Origin of the sequence: Ureibacillus sp. FSL K6-8385 (genome assembly GCF_038593155.1) — a bacterium.
Taxonomy (GTDB): domain Bacteria; phylum Bacillota; class Bacilli; order Bacillales_A; family Planococcaceae; genus Ureibacillus; species Ureibacillus terrenus.
In genome coordinates this window covers 1451698-1475764 of the sequence record NZ_CP151968.1, presented here as the reverse complement: position 1 = coordinate 1475764, position 24067 = coordinate 1451698, and the positions used below count along the sequence as shown (strand labels likewise).

Here is a 24067-nt window from a genome sequence, read left to right as displayed (position 1 = left end):
CAGGTGGTTCCCGTCACGTTTAGCCAGTTCTATCAAGCAACGGAAGATTATAATGAGCATTGGGTCATTTCATCCTTTGTGCGGATTTTCCGCATTATCGCCTTAGTATTTTCATTAACTTTTTCATCCATATATATCACCTTCATTTCCTTTCATCCGGAATTGATTCCGGCGAAATATGTGGTGGCTGCTACCAGCGGCCGGCATAGCATCCCTTTTCCGGTCATGTTTGAGGTATTGATGATGGAACTGTCAATGGAAGTGTTGAGGGAAGCCAGCGTCAGAATGCCGCAACAGGTGGGCGGCGCCTTGTCCATCGTAGGGGTGCTGGTCGTTGGACAAGCTGCCGTGCAGGCGGGCTTTGTCAGTCCAATCACCGTGGTCATTATCGGCATGTCCACCATCGGTTCCTTTGCCGTTCCTTCTTACAATGCGGCCAACACGTTCCGGATGCTGCGTTTCGCACTCATCCTATTGGCAGGAACGCTCGGATTGTTGGGTATTGCAATCGGGTTGATGGTCGTCGTCAACCATATGCTTTCATTAAGATCCTTTGGTGTCCCTTATATAGCCCCATATGCGCCATTAAATATCAAAGCTTTGAAAGATTCGATTGTCCGGGCACCGTTTTATCAATTGAAAAAACGTCCACAAAATATTTATCCACAAGATCAGACCCGCATGGGTGAAATGGTGGAGGATCATACAGATTACAATTTCCTCGAAGAAAGGAAAAGGGAAAAAAGATGAAGCATACCGATTTCATTAGTTCAATTCAGGTGGCTGGAATAATTGCAAGCACAATCATCGGTGTCCCATTGATGGTGTTGCCGCGGTTCATTGTGGCGGAAGTAGGGGAAGCGGCGATATTGGCAAGTGTCGTCGGGTTAATCTTGTCTTCCATTAGCCTGATTGCCATTACGGAACTGGGCAAAAAATATAAAGAATATACAATTATTGGATGCAACCGGTTGTTGTTGGGAAAATATATAGGAAACTTATTGAATGTCCTGATCATCGTTTCGATGATGATTGTCATGGGGCTTGAAGTGCGGCAATTTGCGGAAGTGCTCGCCAGCGGATTATTGCCGAATACGCCCATCGAATTTTCGATTATCATCATGATCTTTCTTTGCACTTTGGCCGGTTTTCGAAATGTTTCCACTTTTGCTTACATTCACTTTTTTTATTTGCCGTTTCTATTGATTCCGATGGTTTTCCTGCTCTTTTCAATAAAAGATTTGGAGACGTACCATCTTCTTCCGGTTTTCGGCCATGAACTTTCTTTATTCCAATTTATGAAAGGCGCCTTTCTCATGATGGCGGCGATTACCAATTATTTTGTGGTTGCCATGCTGATCCCTTATATAAAGGACCATGAGAATTGCGTGAAAAACGGGATTTGGGGGCTGTTTTTGGGAGGATTGGCCATCCTTTTTTGCATTGTCATGACATTGGGGGTTTTTGGAGTCCAGGAATTGGAATTATTGTATTGGCCCGTCCTTTCCCTCAGCCGAATTATCCAAATACCGGGGGAAGTGTTATCGAGGATAGACGCAATTATACTCATTACCTGGATTTTCGCCGTTTTTACGACGTTGTTTTCCCATTATTTTGTGGCTGTCCGGGGAACCGCGGAAATTTTCCGCACGGACAAATTCAATCTGATTTCGACGATCATGGTGCCTTTCATATATGTGATTGCGCTCATCCCTGACAACATTTATGAAATTTATGATTATTGGATCAACACCGCCTTTTTCGTATTAATTATTTATATCGCCCTTCCAATTGGCTTATTGATCATCGGCCGTATTCGAAAAAGGGTGCGTGTGCAATGAACAAGTATTTCATGTTTCTTATATTGGTGAGCGCCGCATTGTTGGGCGGATGCTGGGACCGTTATGAGCTGGAAGAAAGGGCCATCATTTTGGCGTTGGCAATCGATTTGGCCGATGAAAGCAAAGCGGCGGAAATGCCGGAAGTGACCCATGGCAAAGGGGAGTTTCCGGAACAGGAAAATCAGAGGATTTATAAACTGACGGCACAGTTGGCGGTGCCCGGAAAAGTCATGCTGGGACCGGGCGGAGGAGATACGAACTCGGGAGATACGGATTGGCTGCTCGTTACTTACGGCTATACGATGAAAGATGCCCTGTCCAACCTGCAGCAGGAATTGGCCGAAAAAATCCATTTGGGCCATATTCAGCTGATTGTAATGAGTGATCAAATCGCCAAAAACAGTATCGAGGATATCATGGATTTTTTGAGAAGGGATTATGAAATCAGGAGAACCGCATGGGTCATGATTACGGAGGGGGAAGCCCATCAAATTTTAAATGCGACTCCGCCAATTCAGACCGTTCCTTCCTTATACTTGGCAAATACGCTGAAGGAAGCGGTAAAGTTCGGCAAATTGCCGAAAGTGTATTTAGGAAAGGTGTGGATTGATTTTTCGGATATCGGGGTGGATGCCATCATTCCCCTCGTCCAACCGATGGGGGACCATATCCGTGTGGAAGGGCTTGCTTATTTTAAAGAGCACAAAATGGTGGGAAAGCTTTCCCCGACAGAAACCGGTGCGGTATTGGCAATGCAGGGGCAAAATCCTGCCGGTTATTCGAATGTGGTTCAATCCGAGGATAAAAGCGGCATTTACATGGTTAAACCATACAGAAGAAGTTCCGACATTTCTGTGAAAATGGTGGACGGCAAGCCGAAAGTCTTCATCCGGGTCAACATAGAAGGATTTATCGAAGAAGAACCGAAAAGCAAGAATTTGAGCGGAGAAAAATTGGAGGAACTCGAAAAGACAATCAACAAAATGGGAAAAGAATCTTTGGAGAAACTGATCAAAAAATTGCAGAAAGACCAATCCGATATACTGGGGATCGGCGCAAGAGTGAGGGCGTACTATCCGAAATATTGGAATGAACAGATAAAAGATGATGAAGGATGGTATGAAGTGTATAAAGACCTGGATATCCAGGTCAGCATGGATTACAGGATCCTCCGGGTCGGAATGGAATGGAAATAATATTTCTTTATTGCCAGCTGTCCATGAAATGATATACTCATTTTGGACAGCTGGCATTTTTTATTCCAATCGTTGGAATTGACCAGGAAAAAGGGGCGAACATCTTGGGAAAAATCATTTTTATAACAGGCGGTGTGCGGAGCGGAAAAAGCGCTTTTGCGGAAACGTATGCCAAAAATCTTTTTCGGCGATATCATAAGGGTTTATACTATATTGCTTCCGGCGTTCCCTTTGATGAAGAAATGAAAAAGCGGATTCTCCGCCATCAACAGGACCGGGAACAATCCCACATGCCATGGGCGACAATGGAAATCTTCTACGATTTGCCGGGCGTTCCCTTTCAAAAGCATGACGTCGTTCTTTGGGATTGCATCACGACATGGCTAAACAATATTTTATATCATACCGAATCCGTACAAGAAGGACGCATGGAAGAAATCCTGAAACATATTGGAAACTTTCAAAAAGAGATTATGGGATGGAAGCGGGAAGGAGCGATGGTTCTTTTGGTATCGAATGAAGTGCTGGATGAACCCGCTTCGCCCTTCGAGGAAGTCCATTTATATCGCAAGCTCATCGGAAAACTGCATCAATGGATTGTGTCGGTTTGCGATGAAGCTTACGAATTGGATTATGGAATCAGTGTAAGAAAAAAATAGGCGGTGTGTTTGTGTGAAAAATTTCATGACGGGTTTTTTATTATCCCTCCAATTTTTTACGTCCTTCCCTATCCGAAGGGCGCTGCCAATGAGCGGAAAAACTGTGACGGCCATGTTCGGCGCCATGCCGTTTATGGGTTTTTTGATGGGTTTGGCAAGCGTTGCCCTTCTTTTCCTCAATGAACATTATGCCGGATTTTCCCCGCTTTTTATGGCCATTCTTGTGGTGGTGTTTCACATTTTCATGACCGGCGGATTGCATCTCGACGGCTGGATCGATTTGGGCGATGCTTACTTTTCCTATCGGGACAAAGAAAAGCGGTTGGAGATTTTGAGCGATTCCCGGGTAGGGGCTTTTGGCGCCATTCATCTGGTGGTCCTGATTTTGCTGAAGGTCGGCGTCTTTTACGAAATCTTTCTGCAAAGCCCGGCCCATCTCTACTGTTATTTTGTTTTCATTCCAGTATTTTGCAGGCTCGCGATGCTGATTTATTTTAATATGTCAATGAATGTGAAACAATCCGGTTTGGCTGCCTATTTTAAAAAACAAGTGGTGCCGGAACATTTATGGATTTTCATCTTGGGCTACGCATTGATCATTGTTGCGGCCGCTTTCGCCTTAAAGATATATGGTTTGTTGATCTTGCTGACCGGCATGCTCGTTTTGACCTGGTTTTACCGCAGGTGGACATATATCCATTTCGGCGGCATGACCGGCGACTTGCTCGGCGCATTATATGAAGGGATGGAGCTTGCATTATGGGGAATTGTGCTGTTGTCGTCCATTTGATCCGGCACGAAAAAACGAAGGCGAATGTGGAGGGGAAATACCTCGGATGGACGGATGAATCCATCGTTTATCAAAAGGCGGATTGCCTCGTTCCGATCAGGGCGAAAGATGTCTACGGCAGCGATTTGAAACGGTGCCGCGAAACTGCGCGGCTTTATTTTCCCGATGCCCGTTATCATCCGTTTTTCGGGCTGAGGGAACTGAATTTTGGCGATTTTGAGATGAAGACATATGAAGATTTGAAAGAGGATGCAAGGTACCGGCGTTGGATTGACGACCCGGGCAAAGCGACCCCTCCGAACGGCGAATCCTTTGCCGAATTTGAAAAACGGGTGCTGGATTGCTTCCGGCAAATTGTCGCCGGAAGCGGCGAGTATGTGTTTGTCGTCCACGGCGGCGTCATCCGGTTGCTGCTTGCGGCATTATATCAGAAACAAAGCTTCCGGGAATTGATGGTCGAACATCGGAAAGTGTATACACTTCATTGGGACGATTTCAGGTCGATGAAAGGGGGGGAAGCATGCAATCGGTTATCGGTGGCGCCTATAACGGTAAACGGAAATTTGTGAAAGAATCGCTGAAACAATCGGGCATCGGGCGGATGTTTTGGTATGAGGGCGAAATCCCCGAAGGACCTTTTTCAAAAAAAGATTATGTAATCATCGGAGGATTCGAAAAATTGATTCCCCAATACGACTTATCGGAAGATGAAATTGTTGCGGAAGTGCTGGAGGAGCTGAAGCGATTGGACCGGGAAACGAATCTGATTTGCATCTGCACCGATATCGGCCGCGGCATTGTGCCCCTTTCCAAAGAGGAACGCCATCTGAGAGACACGTGTGGAAGATTGTACCAAAAGCTTTTTGAACTCAGCGAAAAAGTGATCCGCGTATGGTACGGAATCCCGGAAATCTTAAAAGGGGATTCCTGCCGGTTGGCCCCTTAATCTTTCGGAGCTATACCTGGAAGCAGGTATAGCTTTTTTCATTGAAAGGGGCTTTTTTTTTTTATCATCGGCTGATTTATCGGCGAACCCCCGCAAGAATTGCGAAAAAAATACAATATTTTTAAAAATTCTGATTTTAATAGAAAATTATTGCTTTACAGGAGAAAAAAACGGATAAACTCATCTTGATGTTTTCCAACTATTAAATAGTTTCTACTATATTATATTATATATCCATTTGTATATATAACAGATGATAAAAATGAATATTGTTATATAACAAATATAGTGCTAGTATAAGTTTATGTTCAAACTGAAAGATTTATAGAAAGTTCATTATTACGATCACAATGGCCGGCCTTTCGATGGTGATTTTGGGGGCATTGGCAGAAAATCCTTGGGGCACTTTTGCGGTTGCTTCCACAATTCCGATTGCCATGATCATGGGATTGATCAATCGATTTACGGGAAATATTAAACTATCAACGATTATCGGTGTGGTACTGCTTGTTGGGGCAGTCTTCTACGGACCGTCCATTCAAGGCACTTGGCTGGGGAATGTGCTCACATTAGACAAAGAAACATTGGCGATGATTTTGCCGATCTACGCCTTTTTTGCGGCGGCGTTGCCGGTATGGTTCCTGCTTGCACCGAGGGATTATCTGTCCAGCTTTATGAAAATCGGGGTTTTTATCGCGCTAATCATCGGGGTATTCATAATCAATCCGGTTATCCGGTTTCCCGCAGTCATCCCTGATTTCATTCATGGGGGAGGTCCGATTGTAGCGGGGCCTGTATGGCCGTTCGTCTCCATCACGATTGCCTGCGGAGCGATTTCAGGTTTCCACGCATTCGTAGGTTCCGGAACTACACCAAAAATGTTGAACCGATGGGAAGATATCCGCCCTGTCGGATTTGGTGCCATGCTGGTGGAATGTGTGGTAGGGGTGATGGCATTGGTTGCCGCAACAGTATTGCATCCTGCCGACTATTTTGCCATCAATTCGGCACCTGAAAAATTCGCCCAATTAGGCATGAAGGCCGTGGAATTGCCGGCCCTTTCCGAAGCGATCGGCATGAATTTGGAAGGCCGTACAGGCGGCGCCGTGACATTGGCGGTCGGGATGGCTTCCATTTTCTCAGGAATCAAGTGGTTCAGCCATTTGACAAGCTATTTCTATCAATTCGTCATCATGTTTGAAGCCGTGTTCATCTTAACGGCAATCGATGCGGGGACACGGACAGCCCGCTATTTAATCCAAGATTTCTTGGGCAATGTCATTAAACCATTGAAGAAAACGGATTCGATGGTTGGCGCCATTGGGGCGAGCGCCTTGGCCTGCCTCATGTGGGGATATTTATTGAATTCCGAGGACATCGCTTCCGTATGGGCGCTGTTTGGTGTATCCAACCAGTTGATGGCATCCATCGGTTTGGTCTGCGGCGAGACATTTGTATTGAAAATTGCTGATAAACGCATCTATGCCCTGACATGTTTGATACCGCTCGCTTACCTATATGTAACCGTAAATGTGGCAGGCATCTGGATGATCAAAAACGTGTATTGGAACGAAGCGGCAAGCGGATACAATATGGTGAATGGCATGCTATCGGTCATCATGTTGGCGCTCGGTTTGGTGATTGTGCTGACGTCCATTGTGAAATGGAAAGAACTTTGGGCAAGCTCCCGCTTCGGCAAAGTTGCAACCATCAACAACTAACGTGATTATATTGTACTCAAGCCCGAATGGGATGGGAAACATAGAAAAAATGAAGGGGAATATCATTAAAAATGCAGAACTTTGCATGGTTTCAATGCGGGGTTCTGCATTTAAATTAATCAATCAGAACGGTTTTTATCAGCTATTGTGATAACTGTAATCGGAAACAATAAATTGATTAGAAAAGATTCATAAATTAATAGAATATTTAATAAAATAAAGTAGAAACCAATCGGTCGCAAAAGTAGGGGATTTTGATGGGAAAAGGAGAAAGAACACGGCAATTCATTATTGAAAAATCTGCGCATCTCTTTAATGAAAAAGGATATTATCAGACTTCGTTATCCGATATCATGAATGAAACCGGACTGAAAAAAGGGGGAATTTACAGACACTTTAAAGACAAAAATGAATTGATGATTGAGTCCTTTTATTACGCCGTCAAAACTGTAAGGGATGTCTATTTGGAAAAAACCGAGTCAGCAAGCGATGAATTAACGCTTTTGCAGACATTTTTTGAAATCTTTAAAAACCTGGCAAAGGATATTCCGGTTACCGGCGGTTGTCCAATTTTCAATGCCTCCATCGAGATGGATTGCCGGCCAGACAGCGAACTTCTGCCACATGCCCAAAAGACGATGCGCAATCTCATCGAAACAATTTCTGAAATCATAGAATCCGGCATTAAAAATGGAAGGTTTCATTCCAATATTTCAGCAAAAGAGCAGGCAATCTTTTTCATTTCTTCTTTGGAGGGCGGGCTGGCATTATCCAAACTTTATCAGGATTCCAAATATTTGACCGCTGTTTGCGAAAACTTGGAGAAATATATTCAAAGCTTTTTAAAATAAGTTGCTTTAACGCAACATTTATTTTTCGCCATAAAGAGACCGATTGTTTTCTTCTTGCCAGTTTTATATTAAGGAGGAAAACCAATGGATGAAGAAATATTAGTGAAGGAAAGGGAAGATGGAATCGGGATCATTACTTTAAATCGGCCGCAAAAAAAGAATGCCTTAAACATTTCGATGAGAAGAAAAATTTCGGAATATTTAAACAGATGGAAGAATTCGGATCATATCGGTGTTGTGATCATTACAGGAGCGGGAAATGCATTTTCCAGCGGTTTTGATTTATCGGAGTTCCAGGACCCGTCCATATTCGATGAAATCTATGAGTCTTCTGCTAAATATCATCGGGACGTCTGGCATTTTCCAAAGCCGATTATTGCCGGAATTAACGGTTTGGCGTTTGGGGGAGGCTTCGATTTGGCGGCGCTTTGTGATTTGCGGGTCAGTTCAAAAGATGCCGCCTTTAGTCATCCCGAAGTTAAGTTTGGCGCTCCCCCCATTTATACGCCGCTGCGTTGGATAGTGGGGGAAGGGATTGCGAAGGATCTTTGTTTTACCGGAAGGAAGATGGATGCCGAGAAAGCATATGACATCGGCTTCGTGAATTATCTGGTGGAAAAAGAACAGGTGTTGGGCAAATCCGTCGAGGTTGCAAAGCGGATCTTGGAATCTCCGAGGGATACTTTGCGGTTTACAAAAAGTTTTATGATCAAACAGACGGAAGAAAGCTTTGAAAAAGCCTTTAGTATTGAGCATGATCAAGCGTTTAAAGAGGTATTATTTAAACATCTCAAAAAATGAATCAAATATCTCGGTGGTCGATGATGTTTTTATGTTGTTTCCCTTTTGATTTCTTATCATTGACCATCAGTTTTCTGAAGGACAAAAGGCAATTCCAAAATTATTTGTTTGAAAGTTAAGAATTTGGGGTAACGGTTTGTAAAAAATTGTCTAAATTGTGAACAGAAAGCATAAAATATGTTCACTTTCCGGATCGAGGAGGAATTGCCGTTGTTTCCATTTTTTTTAAAAACTTCCGCATTGCTGTTAGTTCTTGGGCTCCTTTTGTCAATTGGTGGCTTTATTTTGGATTTTTCCTTTTGGTACGGGGGCGAAATGGTAAAGAGCGGCATGTGCCTGTTGCTCATAGGCCTGTTTCTGAATTTAATGGAACACAATAAACGGGAAACATAAATGAAAGGAGAAAGGATGATTTGAGTCCGCTCAAAAAATCCTTTCTCCTCTTTTCAGTCCAGATTACATATCCCAAACAAAGATCAACAGGGAACCGATGATGGTCACCATCGCGATAATAATGCCATAAAGAACATTCGTATAAATCGCTGTTCCGTCTTCCGTTTCACCGGCGTGCATAAACAGCACCAGCTGCACTGCGGCCTGTACAAAGGCAGTCACAAGAAGGATCGTCATTGCGACCGGAAATGAGAAATCCATAAAATACACGATCAATGCCACAATGGTCAATACCAAAGAAAATAAATAGCCGCCGACCTGTTTAACAGGAAACAATTCTTTCATTATTACATCAATCCTTTCAAGTAGATGAAGCTGAAGATGAAAATCCAGACAACATCCAGGAAGTGCCAGTAGAGAGAAAAGATGAAGGATTTGTTGGCTGTGCGGGCATTAATCCCGTCTTTCATCACCTGGATCAAGATGCACAACCCCCAAAAGAAGCCGAGGGTTACGTGGCCCCCGTGGGTTCCGAGCGTCGTCAGCAAGGCGGCGGTAAATCCGCTCGTTTGATAAGTGGCCCCCACATGATAATAATGTACAAATTCATTGATTTCGGCGGAAAGGAAGGCAACGCCGAGCAACAGGGTGACTCCCAAAAAGGCGAGCATCGCTTTTTTGCGCCCGATTCTCATGGCATGGACTGCAAGACCGATGGTGAAGCTGCTTGTCAAAAGAATAAACGTTTCAAATAGCACTGGCCCGATTTCAAAGATTTCAGGCCCTGTAGGCCCGTTGCCTGTCCGGTTTTCCATGATGAAGTAGGCGGTGAAAAGCGTTGCGAACAACATGATTTCAGCGCCGAGAAAGATCCAGAATCCAAAAATGTTCAATTGGTTTTGTTGCGTACTGTATTCCAGAGGCTGCGTGTGATCGATTTTCATGAATTGGCACCTCCATACGTGCTTACGGCTGTTTTAATTTCCTCCGCAGATTCAAATTTGCTTTCCGTCGCTTTGATTTCTTCCACCGAAATGAGGCGTCCGTCATCTTTTTCAAAGGAACGTAGCACCATGCAGGCGAAAATGCCAATTAAGGAAACAATCGCCGGTATCCATAAGGAGAAGACGAACGAGAATCCGCAGATGAAGAAGATGACGCCCATGATGAACGGCACGCCGCTGTAGTTTGGCATATGGATTTCTTCAATTTCCCCTTTGAACAATTCATGCCCATGTTTTTTCGCGTCCCAGAACGCTTCGCTGGAAGCCACATGAGGCGTGCGGGCAAAGTTGTATTCCGGCACCGGATTGTGAGTGGCCCATTCCAAAGAGCGGGCATTCCATGGATCGTCTCCAACGTTTCTTGGAGAGTGTTTGATGCTGTAAAAAATGTTATAGACAATGAGACAGAAGGCGATCGCCATCAAACATGCACCGATGAATGCGACGAAGTTCAAAGGTCCGAAACCTGTCGCTTCAGAGTATGTGTACATACGGCGGGCTTGTCCGTTCAAGCCTGTGATGTACATCGGGAAGAAGGCGAGAACAAATCCAATGGATAAGAACCAGAAGCCCCATTTCCCAATCCGTTCATTTAACATAAAGCCAAACATTTTAGGCCAGTAGTACGTGAGTCCAGCCAGCATCGCGAAGACAACGCCCGGAATGATCGTGTTATGGAAGTGGGCGACCAAAAACATTGTATTGTGATATTGATAGTCCGCCGCTGACATGGCCAGCATGACTCCGGTCACGCCCCCGATGGTGAACAGTGGAATAAATCCGACTGAGTAAAGCATTGGAACGGTAAAACGGATTTTCCCTTTCCACATCGTGAGCAGCCAGTTGAAAATTTTCACTCCTGTCGGCACCGCAATCGCCATTGTAGAAATGGAGAAAATGCTGTTTGTGAGCGCGCCTTGACCCATTGTAAAGAAGTGGTGGGTCCAAACAAGGAACGATAGCAGAGAAATGATGACCATCGAGCCGACCATGGATTTGTATCCGTAAAGGTTGCGGCCGGAGAATGTGGAGATCACTTCGCTGTAAATCCCAAAGGCGGGGAGGATCAGGATATACACTTCAGGGTGTCCCCAGACCCAGAAGAAGTTTGCCCAAAGCATGTCCATACCGCCGTTTGTTGACGTAAAGAAGTTGGTCGCGAACAAACGGTCGGTTGTTCCCATCAATAACGCGATGGTCAATACCGGGAAGGCAAAGATGATGATGACACATGCCATAAAGCTGGCCCATGTGAACATCGGCATTTTCATCAAGGTCATGCCAGGTGCGCGCATTTTTAAAATCGTCGTAATCATATTGATTCCGGTCATCAGGGAACCGATCCCGGAAATCTGAATGGCGATCATGTAATAGTTCGTTCCGACGGATTCGCTGAATTCGGTTCCGGCAAGGGGGAAGTAGGATGTCCATCCTGCATCCGGTGAACCGCCGATGACGAAGGAAATGTTAAATAGCATCGCCCCGGCAGCAAATAACCAGAAGCTGAGGGCGTTCAGTCTAGGAAACGCCACATCCCGCGCCCCGATTTGCAATGGAACAATAAGGTTCATAAAAGCGAAGATGAACGGCATCGCCATAAAGATGATCATGATGACGCCATGGGTCGAAAACACTTCGTTGTAATGTTGCGGGTCCAGCAGTTTATTATCCGGCATGGAAAGCTGTGCCCGTAACATGAGGGCATCCACTCCACCGCGGAAAAGCATCAGTAGCGCAGAGATTAAATACATCATCCCAATTTTTTTATGGTCCACTGTTGTCAACCATTCCCGCCATAGGTAACCCCATTTTTTAAAATAGGTCAACCCAATGATGATGGCGAGGGATACAACGACGATGGCTACCATGGATGCATAAATGGCCGGGTTTGGATTCGGCACCGCAAATCGTTCAAAAAATTCCATCGAATTTTCTCCTCTCAAAATATATTGCGAAAACTGCTAGATTCTAATTTATTCGTGAGCCGCATGTTTAGCATGCATATTGTGCTGTTTTTCGGAATCCATCCCATCGTCGGAATGCTCATGCTCCGGTGCAGGAGAGAACGCCAGATGGGTTCCTGTGAAAGTCATTCTTCCAAGATGGCCGGGTTCCAATAATTGTTCAAACGTATCTTCCGTGAGGGGTTCGGCCGTTTCATGCACTTCTTCCACCCACTCGTCAAATTTTGTTTGGGTCATGGCGGTGACGGTAAATGTATTTTCCGCAAAACCTTTGCCGCTGAAGTTTGCGTTCCGTCCCATATATTCTCCCGGTGTTTCAGCCGCCAGGTGAAGTGTCGTCACCATGTCCGCCATGGCATATTTTTGTCCGCCCAATTGCGGAATCCAGAAACTTGTAATCGGGCCAAACGAATAAAGTTTGAACTCGATTGGACGATCGGTTGGAATATACAGGTAGTTCACCGTTTCGATATCCTGTTCAGGGTAGCTGAAATGCCATTTCCAGTTGGAGGATGAAGCGTAAATCACCAATGGTTCCTGATCTTCATATCCTTCCGGTGTCGACTCGACAATATAGTTGCTTTTCACTGTGATAAAGGAAAGGATGGCGACAATAATAATTGGAACTCCGATAAGAATTCCCTCTAAAATCGGATTTCCCTCAATATGAGGGGGTTCATAATCGTCAGGCAGTCTGGATGCACGATATTTGACAAGCATGTATACAAGTAAAACCATCACGACAATGACAATAAACGCCATAATACCAATGGAGATCATAATATCGCTTGCTTGCCGTTCCGCTTGTGGCCCTTTTGGATCCAACACTAATAAAGGTTCACAACCGCTAAGGAAGACGACAAGCATGGAAAGTAACAACAGTAGTGTTCCTTTGAGTTTCATGGGAGTGCTCCTTTCGATGGTCAAAAAGAAAAACCCTTTTCGACGTCCTAAAATATGTTTGACTCAATAATATATCAAAATAAAAAAATAAAAAGCGTTTACACTATGCAAATAGTAATAATTCATAAAATGGACAATAATTGTTTCATAATTTGTCGATAAATCTCCATACATCAACCAATAAACCCATCCATGCATGTGATTGACATAAAATTTGGAATATATTATTTAAAAATAATTTTATCACGAGCGATGTCCAGGGATGGAAGCGAAAATGGGGCCGCCATTTGCATCAAGTGACTTCATATTGTACATGCCCATCAAAATTTCTATATAATAAAGAATGGAATTCTATATTGAAAGAGAAGATGAAATCGATGAGTCATTTGATAGTTTCGAATTTGACGAAAACAGTAGGGGATAAAACGTTATTTAAAAATGTGGAATTTACGATTTACGAAGGGGAACGGGCCGGATTGATCGGCATCAACGGAACCGGAAAATCGACGCTGCTTTCCATTTTGGCCGGGGAGCAGGAGGCCGATTCCATCGAAATGGATCATCCGAACAAATACCATATTGCCTATTTGCCGCAAAAACCGGTTTTTGATGAAGACGTTACGGTGCTGGAGGCGGTCTTTTCCGGAAACTCGCCGATTTTAAAGTTGAACCGGGAGTATGAGGAGACGGTCAAAGCATTGAGCCTCGATCCCGAATCGGAAGCGTTGCAGAACAAATTGTTCCAGCTCCAGCAGCATATGGACGCGGAAAAGGCATGGGACGTCAATGCCCTCGCCAAACAGGCGTTGACAAAGCTCGGCATCACTCAATTTGACGAACGCATTTCCAATTTATCCGGCGGCCAGCAAAAACGGGTCGCTTTGGCAAAGGTGCTGATCGAACCGGCGGACCTTTGTTTGCTGGACGAGCCGACCAACCATCTCGATGCGGAAGCGACGGAATGGCTGCAGGAGGCGATTCTCCGTTTGAAAGGGGCGGTGCTCTTTATTACCCATGACCGCTACTTCCTGGATGCCGTCGCGACACACATTTATGAACTCGCGGATCAGACCCTTTACCGACATAACGGAAACTATTCGGATTTTCTGGAAGCCCGGGCGATAAGGGAAGAAAACAAGCAGGCCACACAGGAGAAGCTGCGCAACCGCTACCGCAATGAATTGAAATGGATCCGCCGCGGCGCGAAGGCCAGAACGACGAAACAAAAAGCAAGAATCCAGCGCTTTGAAGAATTGGAAAAGAAACTCGAACAATATAGCGAAGATGATAAGCTTGAACTGGCGCCTTTATCCACAACCCGCCTGGGGAAAAAGGTGCTCGAAGGCGTCCATCTCTCAAAATCTTTCGGGGACCGCACGATATTGAAAGATTTTAATTTCCTCATCCAGCAGGGCGACCGCATCGGCATCGTCGGAGCGAACGGCTATGGAAAATCGACGCTGCTGAAAATATTGGCCGGGGAACTAAAGCCGGATGAGGGGGAAGTCATCACCGGGCCGACCGTCAAAATCGCCCATTTCCATCAAATCCTGCCGGAAATGAATGAAAACCAGCGGATGATCGAGTATGTCCGCGAAGCGTCCAACGAAATCACCGATACGGAAGGCTTCCGTTATTCCGCTTCCCAGATGCTGGAACGGTTTTTGTTTCCGCTCCACACCCATGGAACGCCGATCGGGAAATTATCCGGTGGCGAGCGGAAACGGCTTCATTTGTTGAAGCTTTTGATGGAACAGCCGAACGTTTTGCTGTTGGACGAGCCGACCAACGATCTGGATATTGAAACCCTTGGCGTGTTGGAAGACTTTATCGAACATTTTCCCGGCGTGGTCATCGCCATTTCCCACGACCGCTTCTTCCTGGACCGGATTGCGAAAAAGTTGTGGATTTTGGACGGAAAAGGGAATGTAGAGGTAAGTTATGATTTGTACACGGAATATTTGATGAAAAAGGCCGAAGCGGAAAAAAACGGGGAAAAAGAGGAAAAACAGGTCAAACCGAAGAAGGAAAAGCCGAAAAGCGAAAAGAAAAAATTGACGTACAAAGAACAGAAAGAATGGGAAACGATTGAGGGCATGATTGCGCAAGTGGAGCAGGAAATAATGGAAATCGAAGAACGGATGGCAAGTTGCGGTTCGGACTACGTGAAACTTCAGGAATATGCGGACAAATTGAACGAACTCAACGCGGAATATGAGCGGCTGATTGAACAGTGGTCATACTTGAACGATATCGTCAACGAAGGTAAATAGACAAAGTTTGGTGAAAAAGGAAAACGGAGGGAAAACATTGAAAATCGTAACAATCGAACCGACACCCAGCCCCAACACGATGAAAGTGGTGGTGGATGAAGAACTGCCTTTTGGCAAAAGCTTTAATTTTACAAAAGAAAATGTGCAGGAGGCTCCGGAAGAAATCCGCCAGATTTTGCGGATTGAAGGGGTCAAAGGCGTTTACCGCGTGGCGGACTTTTTGGCGGTGGAACGGAATCCGAAATACCAATGGGAATCCATTTTATCCCAGGTCCGCAATGCCCTTGGCGAAGAGGCGGAGAACGTGGAACAGGACCGGCAGACGCCGGACCATTACGGAGAAGTCTTTGTCCATGTGCAAATGTACAGGGGATTGCCATTGCAAATCAAAGTGTTCGATGCTTCCGGCGAACATCGGATTTCCACCGGGGAGCGCTTCATCAGGGCGTTTCAACAAATCAAAATCGACAAATCCGACGAAAACTATATTATGGAACGCAAATGGGCGGATTTCGGCGTGCGCTACGGCGACAAGGAAGAAATCGCCGAAAACGTCCTGAAGGAAATCGAAGCGACGTATCCCGAGGAGCGGGTTGCGAGGATAGTGGAAGCGGCCAACGCGAAAAAACCGGAAACGGTAAAACGAAGAAAAATCACGGTGGAAGAATTTGACGTGGACGATTGGAAAGAGCGCTTCCAGATGCTGTCCCAGATTCCGGATCCGGATTTGGAGGATTTGCCGCTTCTTGAAAAAGCGCTGGAAGATGAGCAAATGTCCATTCGGAGACTGGCGACGGTCTATTTGGGCATGATTGAAGATCGGGCGGTGGTGCCGCTATTGATCCGCGCGCTGAATGACAAAAGCCCGGCCGTCCGCCGCACAGCGGGGGACTGCATGAGCGACCTCGGGTTTGTGGAGTTTGAACCGGCGATGATGGAAGCGTTGAAGGACAAAAATAAACTTGTCCGTTGGCGCGCCGCGATGTTTTTGTACGAATCCGGAACGGAACGCGCCCTCCCCGCGCTTCGGGAAGCGGAAAACGATCCGGAATTTGAAGTGAGACTCCAGGTGAAAATGGCCATCGCCCGCATCGAACAGGGCGAAGAAGCAAAAGGCTCCGTCTGGAAGCAGATGATGGAGAGAAATAAGTAATGAAATAGGCTGATTGGAAAACAACTTTCCAATCAGCTTTTTTAATGGGTATTGGTATAAAAAACCGGTATTGAAACATGGACAAGTTTTGTGATTAAGAAAATGAGACAATGTGGAATAAATTGATAAAGGAGGTTTTTATTATTTTTTATGGATTTTTTGGGAAATTTGGGATTTTGGATTGAAATAAAGATTAGGGCATGTGGCCAATAGGGATGTCGCATGTCTTTTTATTTGTGCCTGTGTTGTTGTAAGATCACAAAAAAAGATAGCGGGAATGAAGGATTCCCACTACATGAATGGTAATGATTCAATTGAATTATTGGAAAGGAAGGTTTATGGCGGAATTTCCAAAGCGGACAATCAGTGGATCGATTGCCGCTTTGGAATATGTATCCCTTGATTGGCGGATGATGTTTTGATTATGGTGGAATGCGTATTTTGAAAATTGGCGAATTTTTATCATGTTTGCGGATTTCCTGCCAGACTTGGCAGAATTTTTTTAAAATTGATTATGACTAAATTGTACTAATATTTTGTTCAAAATGCAAGATGCTTCTAATGTTGGGGATTATGAAGTGATGATCGGAGAGGAGTGGCGTAATCGGCTAATTGGAGGAAAAGTAGGCTAACGGGAAATTGTTTTTTTGTTGGCAAGGATCGCCAAAATCGGGGAGATAATCGCCGAAGTAGAAAGGATAAATCGCCAATCTTCCAAAAATAATCGCCAAAAGGGGAAAAATGCACTTTGCATGGAAAGGAAAAAATCCTTTATTTCCCACATCCCCGAAAAAAAAACGCGACGATTCCCCGCCCAAAGGGAATCTTCGCTCCATCCAAATGCCATTTAAAATCCAGTCACGAAGCAAAAAGCTTCTCTTACTGCGCCAGCTTCTCCTTCTTCCTCACCCGCGCATACCGTTTCGGCTTCAAGACCGTATAGAAAATGCCGCCAAACACCATCATAATCCCGACAGTCTGCAACAAGTCCGGTCTGAATCCAAGCAGCACCGTATCCAACAAAATGGCCACCACCGGATCGACGAACGTCAAGACGGACACAAGGATCGTCGGCAATTTGCGGATGCTGTCAAAAAATAAATAATACACAAATCCCGTATGGATAATGCCCGTTCCCAAAATAAAGAAAATATTCTTGGCAGACAAACCGTGGAACACCGAAAAATCGCACATCGGCCATAGCATCACGATGCCTACGATCGTCTGCAAAAATGTCGTGGCGTAAGGCGACAAGCCTTTCAATGTTTTGCTCAGTAACATCGTCATCGCATAACAGAGTGCCGATAAAACCGCCCAGACAAATCCGGAATTCATAAACGCTTCGACGGAATTTAAATGCTCCACTCCGATAATAAAAAGGGAGCCGACAAAACATACGAGGATGGCCGCAATATTTCCGGCCGTGATGCGTTCTTTCAAAAAAAGAACCCCTAAAATCAGCACGAAAATCGGCGCCATATTATAAATGGAGATTGCGACCGAAATGGACATTTCTTCAAATGCCTTAAACAAAAACACCCAGTTCAGCACGAGAAAAATCCCGCAAAGCAAAGTCCGGATGACTTCTTTCCGATTCCAGACTTCGTTCTTATGTCCACCCGTCGCAAACCACAGGCCTCCCAAAAACAAGGTGGCGCAAATGCAACGGACAAACACGAGCTCGATTGCGGGAATCCCCGCATTTTTCGTAAATAAACCGATGGAGCCGAAAATGGCCATGCTCGCGGCCAGTTTGATGATCGCTGATAAATTCACTGGACTTCCCCTCGAAACTGTCAGAATTATTGAGAAAAATCGGAAATAAAACAATATAAAATCTATTAAATAACATTTATGATAATTTCGCAATACTATTATAAATTACTATTGAGAAACGGAGCCTATTTGATATCTTTCTGTGATAGAATGTTGTAGTATGTAATTGATAGCATGTTATTAACATTTTCGATGATGAAAACGGTTACTTTTAGCGTTTAACGAAGAAAAGGAGATAGTTTCTGATGAATAAGAATATCCGCATCGAAAAAGATTTTTTGGGAGAAAAGGAGATTCCGGCAGAGGCATATTATGGGGTGCAAACGGCCCGTGCGACTGAAAACTTCCCGATTACGGGTTACCGCATCCATCCGGAATTGATCAAAGCTCTTGGCATTGTGAAAAAAGCAGCCGCGTTGGCCAATATGGAAGTCGGCTTATTGGATAAAGAAATTGGGCAATACATCGTCAAAGCCGCAGAAGAAGTGATCGAAGGCAAATGGAATGACCAATTTGTGGTGGATCCTATCCAGGGCGGGGCAGGAACTTCCATCAATATGAACGCGAATGAAGTGATTGCCAATCGCGCATTGGAATTGATGGGAGAAGAAAAAGGAAATTACTCCGTCATCAGTCCAAATTCGCACGTCAATATGTCCCAATCCACAAACGATGCGTTTCCGACTGCCACTCGCATCGCCGTGTTGAGTTTATTGGATCAGTTGATCGAAACAACAACAACTATGCAGCAGGCATTTTTGAAAAAGGCAGATGAATTCGCCGGCGTCATCAAAATGGGCAGAACCCACTTGCAGGATGCGGTGCCGATTCTGCTCGGACAAGAATTCGAGGCATATGCCAATGTGATTGCCCGCGACATTGAACGGATTTCCAATACGAAAAAACATTTATATGACATCAATATGGGAGCAACAGCGGTCGGCACGGGATTAAATGCCGATCCGAAATACATTGAAATCGTCACAAAACATTTAGTGGAATTGAGCGGCCATCCATTGAGAACGGCCAAACATTTGGTGGATGCGACGCAAAACACGGACTGTTATACTGAAGTTTCTTCGGCATTGAAGGTCTGCATGCTCAACATGTCCAAAATCGCCAACGACTTGCGCCTGATGGCATCCGGACCGCGCGCGGGACTTGCGGAAATCGTCCTTCCTGCCCGCCAGCCAGGTTCTTCCATCATGCCGGGCAAAGTGAATCCGGTCATGCCGGAAGTGGTGAACCAGGTGGCATTCCAGGTGTTCGGCAATGACGTGACGATTTCATCTGCGTCCGAAGCGGGCCAATTCGAATTGAACGTGATGGAACCGGTTCTATTCTTTAATTTGATTCAATCCATTTCCATCATGAACAATGTCTTCAAAGCCTTTACGGAATATTGCTTAAAAGGCATCCAGGCGAATGAAAAACGCATGAAGGAATACGTGGAAAAAAGCATTGGCATCATCACGGCCATCAACCCGCACGTCGGCTACGAAACGGCGGCCAAATTGGCGCGCGAAGCCTATCTCACAGGAGAATCCATCCGCGACCTCTGCATCAAATATGGCGTATTAACGGAAGAGCAATTAAATGAAATTTTAAATCCGTATGAAATGACGCATCCGGGCATTGCCGGGAAGCATTGATGGGTTTATAAGGAAAAGGAAGTTTAAATCGGAAAAGGGCACGAACTGATCGAGTTCCCGCCTACAATTTTCAAGGACATCACCAAATTCATTAAATGGGAAAAGGGCACGAGTTGATCGTGCCCTTTGTTTTTTTTGACGAAGGTTTTGGTGCCGGGGATGCTATCTGAATAAGAAAAAATTTGGATGACCAGATTGGGGTTCTAAGTGCCCGAGTAAAGGCTTTATCTGCCCAAGTTGAGGCTTTAAGTGCCCAAGGAGGATCTTTGTCTGCCCAAGTTGGAGCTTCAAGTGCCCAAGTAGAGGTTTTATCTGCCCAAGTTAGGAATTTAAGTGCCCGAATTGAAGCCTCATATACCCGAGCGGATTATCTAAGCGCCCAAGTAGAATCATTAAATGCCCAAGCTAAGGATATAAGTGCCCAAGTAGAGGTTTTATCTGCCCAAGTTAGGAATTTAAGTGCCCGAGTTGAAGCCTCATATGCCGAGCGGATTATCTAAGCGTCCAAGCAAGGACTCTAACTGCCCAAGGAGGATCATTAAATGCCCAAGATGAAGACTCATCTGCCCAAACCGAGGTTTCAAGCGCCCAAGTAGGAACACTATCTGCCCAAGTTGAGGCTCCGAGTGCCCAAGAAAGCTCTTTATTTGCCCAAGTCGAATCCTTATTCGCCCAAGTTGTATTCAAGCTGCATTCTTGTCTTTCCAAATTGCGGTTCATCCATATGCCCAAGCAGGAACTTTGCCCAGGTCAGACTATTATCTCCTCAATCCGATTCCATATCTCTCAAGCCAAATGAAAAAAGAGCGAATCCTCAACCGATCCGCTCTTTTTTCAAATCCTTAAAGGAAGTCCCCAAAGTTATAATATCCTAAGGAGGTCCCAAAATCTATTGTTTTTTCCTGAAAAGACGATTCAACCCAATCGCTTCCAAAATGGTAATCCGGATCACGATCTCCCTGCCCCGACATGAATCCTACGGAGCGGCGACTTCATTTTTCCTTGCGACTTCCTGCAAGAAGGAATCACGCTGTTCGGATGTCTGCTGTTCCCCATCAAGCAGCATGGCCCCCACCTTATAGCCGCTCAAATCCTTTTCCACAATGAATTGCAAATTGACCTTCGCCTTTTCTTGTCCATTCACCGGACAGGCTCCCTTGAACTCCACCACATGCTGGCGGTTGTTCGTTTTGAAAAAGATCCATTCCTCGTCTTTGCAATAGCCGTTTAACGCCTTCTCCAAATTCACGGATGAACCTTCCAAAGACGCTGCCTGAATATACGCTATATATTCATCGCCGTCGCTTGGGCGGTACATATACCAAAAGATTAAAAGAATGGACAAGGGAATAATCCATAAAACCGTTCTGTATGATATGTTCTGCATAAAACTCCCACCCCACTTTGCAAAAATATTATATCAATATTAGAACGGAATTTCTATAAAAATATTAAAAAATTCTCTATAAAACACAAAATATCTCGAAAAGTCATCAAAACAAAACGGTTCCGCCATCCATTTAATAGAAAAAACATTATAATAAACAATATAAAACTGCTTGAAACCGGGTGATCCAAAACATGAAACTCATCTTAACCGAAAAGCCGTCCGTGGCGAAAAACATTGCCGACGCCCTGCACATCAAAACGAAAAAAGAAGGGTATTTCGAAGGGAACGGATATATAATTACGTGGGCATATGGACACCTTTTTGAACTTTACGATGCAAAAGATTACGACCCGAAAATGAAGACGTGGAGAATGGAGTATTTTCCGTTCATCCCTTCAAACTTCCAATACAAAATCAAAACGGATCCCAAAAACAGCGCCAAAAAGCAGCTGCAAATCATCAAGAATCTCATGAACCGCCCGGATGTGGAAATGATCATTTCCGCCTGCGATTACGACCGGGAAGGGCAGCTGATCGGCGATACGATCATTTATCGGATGAATCCGAACAAGCCGGTATACTGCATGCTGCAAAATGAATGGACGCAGGAAGAAGTATTGAAAGGCCTCCAAAACATGATTCCAAACACCGACATGAGGCCGCTTTTGGATGCAGGGATTTGCCGGCAATGGGCGGATTGGGTCATCGGCATCAATTTGACGTCCGTCGCCACGCTGAAATACCAGAAAGGCTCCGGCAGCCCCTTGAACATCGGAAGGGTTCTGCTGCCGACGTTAAAAATCATCTACGACCGGGACAAGGAGATTGAACAATTCGTTCCGGAAGACTACTACAAACTGGAAGCCATTTTCCAAACGAAAGATGGAGAGACTTACAAAGGCACCTACCAGGAAAACGGGGAGGACAAGTTTAAAACAAAGGCGCAATTGGAAAGCATCCGACAAGCATTAACGGGACGGCCTGCCCGCGTGATCGAGAAAAAGGTCGAACGGAAGAAAGAATATCCCCCATATTTGTTCAACCTGACGAACCTTCAGGGATACATTACGGGGAAATACAAGGGCTGGACGTCCGACAAAGTGTTGAAGGTGGCCCAATCCCTTTACGAAAAGAAATACATCACCTATCCCCGCACGGCCAGCGTCGTGCTGGAAGAAAGTCTGGCGGAAAAAGCGAAAAGGGTGCTTGAAATCCTCAAAAAAGGGCTGCCTTACGAAAATGAAATCGTCTTTTCCAAGAAGAAGCGCGTCTTTGACAACTCGAAAGTGGAAAGCCACAGCGCCATCATTCCGACTTATGTCAAACCGGCGTCTTTGACGAAAGATGAAGCCATCGTCTATGAAGCGATCAAAAACCGTTTCATCATGCAGTTTATGCCGCTTGCGGAACACGAAGAAACAAAAATTGCGACGAAAGTGGAACATGATGAGATTGCTGGAATATTTATATCAAGGGGCAGGGTGCAACTCGTGGAAGGATGGCGGAAGGTCGAAAACATCGCAACAAAGGATGCGATTCTTCCCCATGTGGAACTCCATGGCCAGGTGGCCGTCGCCGGCGCCGAGCTCACTTCCCATACAACCAAGCCGCCGAAGCACCATACGGAGAAAACGTTGCTGAAGGTGATGGAAACGTGCGGAAAGGGGAAGGGGCAGGATGAAGACAGCGACGAAATCATGGCCGGCATCCTGAGCGGCTTCAGCATCGGAACGCCGGCAACAAGGGCGGAAACAATCAAAAAATTGAAAACGGCGGGCTATATCACATCGAAAAATAAATATTTGATCTGTACAGAACTTGGAAGAAGATTGGTGGAAACCTTCCCGGTGAAAGAGCTGTTCGATTTGGACTTTACCGGCCGGCTGGAAAAAACCCTCGCCGATATCGAAAAACAAAAATTCAGACGGGATCAATTTCTGCAGTTCATTTTTGAATTCACGAAAAAAGCGGTACATACCATTCAACAAGAAAAAGACATCATTTTAAATGAAGCGCAAAAGAAATCCCATGAACCATTGGGAAAATGCCCGCTCTGCGGCCATGACGTCATTGAAGGGCAGAGAGGCTTCGGCTGCAGCAACTGGAAGAACGGATGCAAATTCGTCATTTGGAAAAACGATAAATTCCTCGCCGCCATGAAAAAGAAACCGACGAAAACGATGGTGAAGAAGCTGCTCAAAGATGGCAAAGTGCTTGTCAAAGGCCTGACAAGCAAGAAAGGGAACAAGTTTGACGCCCTATTGCGCTACGAAAAACAGCCGGACGGGGACTATTTCAGCTGGAAGATGGAATTTCCGGATGAAATAAAGCAAAAATAAGGGGATTCCTCCATTTTAACCTTCCAATTCAAAGAGTGTGGAATATGATAAAAGGAGGGGAATGGCTAGCGGCTAATCCATTACTTTTTTGGATTAAATTTATAAAATTTTTCCATCAAAAATCTGTCCAGATATTTGCGATTTTATCTAGAAAAATCAAGAAAATATTATATAATAAAACTAACAATTTTAAATGGAATGAATCAGGGTAGGCATAAGGATTCATAGCAAAATCGTGTACATCTATTTTTCGATAGGTGTGCACGGTTTTCTTTTAAAAATAATGGGCAATGATAAAGCGTTCTACCGAACCGCCTACATATACTAGTTTTTAGGATAGCAACGAATAAAATTTTTCAAATATTTTCATCTTTTTGGTTAAAGGCTCTTGACGTTTTTCTATAAAATTTGTACA

The 24067-nt window shown here is 44.9% G+C and carries 21 protein-coding genes and 1 pseudogene; 15 read left to right on the top strand and 7 right to left on the bottom strand.

Annotated features, from left to right (window positions below):
• Positions 1–3: 3 nt before the first annotated feature.
• The 10 genes and pseudogenes from NST62_RS07180 to NST62_RS07135 all read left to right on the top strand — a co-directional run bounded on the left by NST62_RS07180 (position 4) and on the right by NST62_RS07135 (position 8805).
• On the top strand, positions 4–750 hold the full coding sequence (locus NST62_RS07180; protein WP_342462779.1) for a spore germination protein: 747 nt from the start codon (positions 4–6) through the stop codon (positions 748–750).
• Positions 747–1841 carry an endospore germination permease gene (locus tag NST62_RS07175; RefSeq protein ID WP_328219850.1) on the top strand — a complete coding sequence of 365 codons (1095 nt, stop codon included), beginning with the start codon at positions 747–749 and terminating at the stop codon, positions 1839–1841. Before NST62_RS07180 ends, NST62_RS07175 begins: the two co-directional genes overlap by 4 nt.
• Positions 1838–3037: a Ger(x)C family spore germination protein gene (locus tag NST62_RS07170; RefSeq protein WP_328215931.1), complete on the top strand. Its 1200-nt coding sequence runs from the start codon at positions 1838–1840 to the stop codon at positions 3035–3037. Before NST62_RS07175 ends, NST62_RS07170 begins: the two co-directional genes overlap by 4 nt.
• A gap of 104 nt (positions 3038–3141) precedes the next feature.
• Positions 3142–3696 (top strand): bifunctional adenosylcobinamide kinase/adenosylcobinamide-phosphate guanylyltransferase, encoded by a 555-nt coding sequence (locus tag NST62_RS07165; RefSeq protein WP_246045803.1) that lies wholly within the window; start codon positions 3142–3144, stop codon positions 3694–3696.
• 25 nt (positions 3697–3721) lie between these two features.
• On the top strand, positions 3722–4486 hold the full coding sequence (gene cobS, locus NST62_RS07160; protein ID WP_281279185.1) for an adenosylcobinamide-GDP ribazoletransferase: 765 nt from the start codon (positions 3722–3724) through the stop codon (positions 4484–4486).
• Complete coding sequence (locus tag NST62_RS07155) at positions 4456–5055, top strand: histidine phosphatase family protein (RefSeq protein ID WP_328219852.1); 600 nt, start codon at positions 4456–4458, stop codon at positions 5053–5055. The genes cobS and NST62_RS07155 overlap by 31 nt, the downstream gene beginning before the upstream one ends.
• Positions 5007–5432, top strand: coding sequence for a bifunctional adenosylcobinamide kinase/adenosylcobinamide-phosphate guanylyltransferase (locus tag NST62_RS07150; protein ID WP_141601307.1), 426 nt, complete (start codon positions 5007–5009; stop codon positions 5430–5432). Before NST62_RS07155 ends, NST62_RS07150 begins: the two co-directional genes overlap by 49 nt.
• Before the next feature lie 332 nt (positions 5433–5764).
• Positions 5765–7153: pseudogene (locus NST62_RS07145) on the top strand (carbon starvation protein A); the annotation flags it as partial.
• A 257-nt stretch (positions 7154–7410) separates the two neighbouring features.
• Positions 7411–8004 carry a TetR/AcrR family transcriptional regulator gene (locus NST62_RS07140; RefSeq protein ID WP_141601306.1) on the top strand — a complete coding sequence of 198 codons (594 nt, stop codon included), beginning with the start codon at positions 7411–7413 and terminating at the stop codon, positions 8002–8004.
• Positions 8005–8088: 84 nt separating this feature from the next.
• Positions 8089–8805 (top strand): enoyl-CoA hydratase/isomerase family protein, encoded by a 717-nt coding sequence (locus NST62_RS07135; protein WP_141601305.1) that lies wholly within the window; start codon positions 8089–8091, stop codon positions 8803–8805.
• Between the two features lie 456 nt (positions 8806–9261).
• Here the strand turns inward: NST62_RS07135 and qoxD are convergent, their stop codons facing one another.
• From qoxD to qoxA, 4 genes are read right to left on the bottom strand one after another with little or no spacing between them, the layout of a single operon-like run.
• Positions 9262–9543, bottom strand: coding sequence for a cytochrome aa3 quinol oxidase subunit IV (gene qoxD / locus NST62_RS07130; protein ID WP_141601304.1), 282 nt, complete (start codon positions 9541–9543; stop codon positions 9262–9264).
• A gap of 2 nt (positions 9544–9545) precedes the next feature.
• Complete coding sequence (locus NST62_RS07125; protein WP_342462778.1) at positions 9546–10142, bottom strand: cytochrome (ubi)quinol oxidase subunit III; 597 nt, start codon at positions 10140–10142, stop codon at positions 9546–9548.
• Positions 10139–12127, bottom strand: coding sequence for a cytochrome aa3 quinol oxidase subunit I (gene qoxB, locus NST62_RS07120; RefSeq protein WP_342462777.1), 1989 nt, complete (start codon positions 12125–12127; stop codon positions 10139–10141). Before qoxB ends, NST62_RS07125 begins: the two co-directional genes overlap by 4 nt.
• A 48-nt stretch (positions 12128–12175) precedes the next feature.
• Complete coding sequence (gene qoxA / locus NST62_RS07115) at positions 12176–13069, bottom strand: cytochrome aa3 quinol oxidase subunit II (protein ID WP_342462776.1); 894 nt, start codon at positions 13067–13069, stop codon at positions 12176–12178.
• 377 nt (positions 13070–13446) lie between these two features.
• Between qoxA and NST62_RS07110 the strand changes: the two genes are divergently transcribed.
• Positions 13447–15342: an ABC-F family ATP-binding cassette domain-containing protein gene (locus tag NST62_RS07110; protein WP_342462775.1), complete on the top strand. Its 1896-nt coding sequence runs from the start codon at positions 13447–13449 to the stop codon at positions 15340–15342.
• Between the two features lie 37 nt (positions 15343–15379).
• The gene (locus NST62_RS07105) at positions 15380–16495 is read left to right on the top strand and encodes a conserved virulence factor C family protein (protein ID WP_141601299.1); all 1116 of its coding nucleotides are present in this window, start codon (positions 15380–15382) and stop codon (positions 16493–16495) included.
• Positions 16496–16814: 319 nt separating this feature from the next.
• Here the strand turns inward: NST62_RS07105 and NST62_RS07100 are convergent, their stop codons facing one another.
• Together NST62_RS07100 and NST62_RS07095 are read right to left on the bottom strand one after the other, a co-directional pair.
• A complete protein-coding gene (locus NST62_RS07100; RefSeq protein ID WP_328215939.1) occupies positions 16815–16961 on the bottom strand; it encodes a hypothetical protein in 147 nt (48 codons plus the stop codon).
• A gap of 413 nt (positions 16962–17374) precedes the next feature.
• Positions 17375–18271: a DMT family transporter gene (locus NST62_RS07095; RefSeq protein WP_141601298.1), complete on the bottom strand. Its 897-nt coding sequence runs from the start codon at positions 18269–18271 to the stop codon at positions 17375–17377.
• Positions 18272–18513: 242 nt separating this feature from the next.
• On the opposite strand from NST62_RS07095, the gene aspA reads away from it, so the two are divergent.
• Positions 18514–19923 carry an aspartate ammonia-lyase gene (gene aspA, locus NST62_RS07090; protein ID WP_181733171.1) on the top strand — a complete coding sequence of 470 codons (1410 nt, stop codon included), beginning with the start codon at positions 18514–18516 and terminating at the stop codon, positions 19921–19923.
• 182 nt (positions 19924–20105) lie between these two features.
• Entirely contained in the window at positions 20106–20423 is a 318-nt protein-coding gene (locus tag NST62_RS07085) for a hypothetical protein (RefSeq protein WP_141601296.1), read from the top strand.
• A gap of 476 nt (positions 20424–20899) precedes the next feature.
• Here NST62_RS07085 and NST62_RS07080 read toward each other — a convergent pair whose 3' ends face one another.
• Positions 20900–21310 (bottom strand): glucosamine 6-phosphate synthetase, encoded by a 411-nt coding sequence (locus NST62_RS07080; RefSeq protein ID WP_141601295.1) that lies wholly within the window; start codon positions 21308–21310, stop codon positions 20900–20902.
• Between the two features lie 194 nt (positions 21311–21504).
• On the opposite strand from NST62_RS07080, the gene NST62_RS07075 reads away from it, so the two are divergent.
• Positions 21505–23652 carry a type IA DNA topoisomerase gene (locus NST62_RS07075; protein ID WP_141601294.1) on the top strand — a complete coding sequence of 716 codons (2148 nt, stop codon included), beginning with the start codon at positions 21505–21507 and terminating at the stop codon, positions 23650–23652.
• Positions 23653–24067: the final 415 nt, after the last annotated feature.

Bases quoted from the DNA above. Each gene is read 5' to 3' on its own strand.
- cobS (WP_281279185.1), top strand. From the start codon at position 3,722: ATGACGGGTTTTTTATTATCCCTCCAATTTTTTACGTCCTTCCCTATC.
- qoxA (WP_342462776.1), bottom strand. From the start codon at position 13,069: ATGAAACTCAAAGGAACACTACTGTTGTTACTTTCCATGCTTGTCGTC.
- qoxD (WP_141601304.1), bottom strand. From the start codon at position 9,543: ATGAAAGAATTGTTTCCTGTTAAACAGGTCGGCGGCTATTTATTTTCT.
- NST62_RS07155 (WP_328219852.1), top strand. From the start codon at position 4,456: ATGGGGAATTGTGCTGTTGTCGTCCATTTGATCCGGCACGAAAAAACG.
- NST62_RS07150 (WP_141601307.1), top strand. From the start codon at position 5,007: ATGCAATCGGTTATCGGTGGCGCCTATAACGGTAAACGGAAATTTGTG.
- NST62_RS07125 (WP_342462778.1), bottom strand. From the start codon at position 10,142: ATGAAAATCGATCACACGCAGCCTCTGGAATACAGTACGCAACAAAAC.
- qoxB (WP_342462777.1), bottom strand. From the start codon at position 12,127: ATGGAATTTTTTGAACGATTTGCGGTGCCGAATCCAAACCCGGCCATT.
- NST62_RS07135 (WP_141601305.1), top strand. From the start codon at position 8,089: ATGGATGAAGAAATATTAGTGAAGGAAAGGGAAGATGGAATCGGGATC.
- NST62_RS07075 (WP_141601294.1), top strand. From the start codon at position 21,505: ATGAAACTCATCTTAACCGAAAAGCCGTCCGTGGCGAAAAACATTGCC.
- NST62_RS07140 (WP_141601306.1), top strand. From the start codon at position 7,411: ATGGGAAAAGGAGAAAGAACACGGCAATTCATTATTGAAAAATCTGCG.
- NST62_RS07110 (WP_342462775.1), top strand. From the start codon at position 13,447: ATGAGTCATTTGATAGTTTCGAATTTGACGAAAACAGTAGGGGATAAA.
- NST62_RS07080 (WP_141601295.1), bottom strand. From the start codon at position 21,310: ATGCAGAACATATCATACAGAACGGTTTTATGGATTATTCCCTTGTCC.
- NST62_RS07170 (WP_328215931.1), top strand. From the start codon at position 1,838: ATGAACAAGTATTTCATGTTTCTTATATTGGTGAGCGCCGCATTGTTG.
- NST62_RS07100 (WP_328215939.1), bottom strand. From the start codon at position 16,961: ATGATAAAAATTCGCCAATTTTCAAAATACGCATTCCACCATAATCAA.
- NST62_RS07175 (WP_328219850.1), top strand. From the start codon at position 747: ATGAAGCATACCGATTTCATTAGTTCAATTCAGGTGGCTGGAATAATT.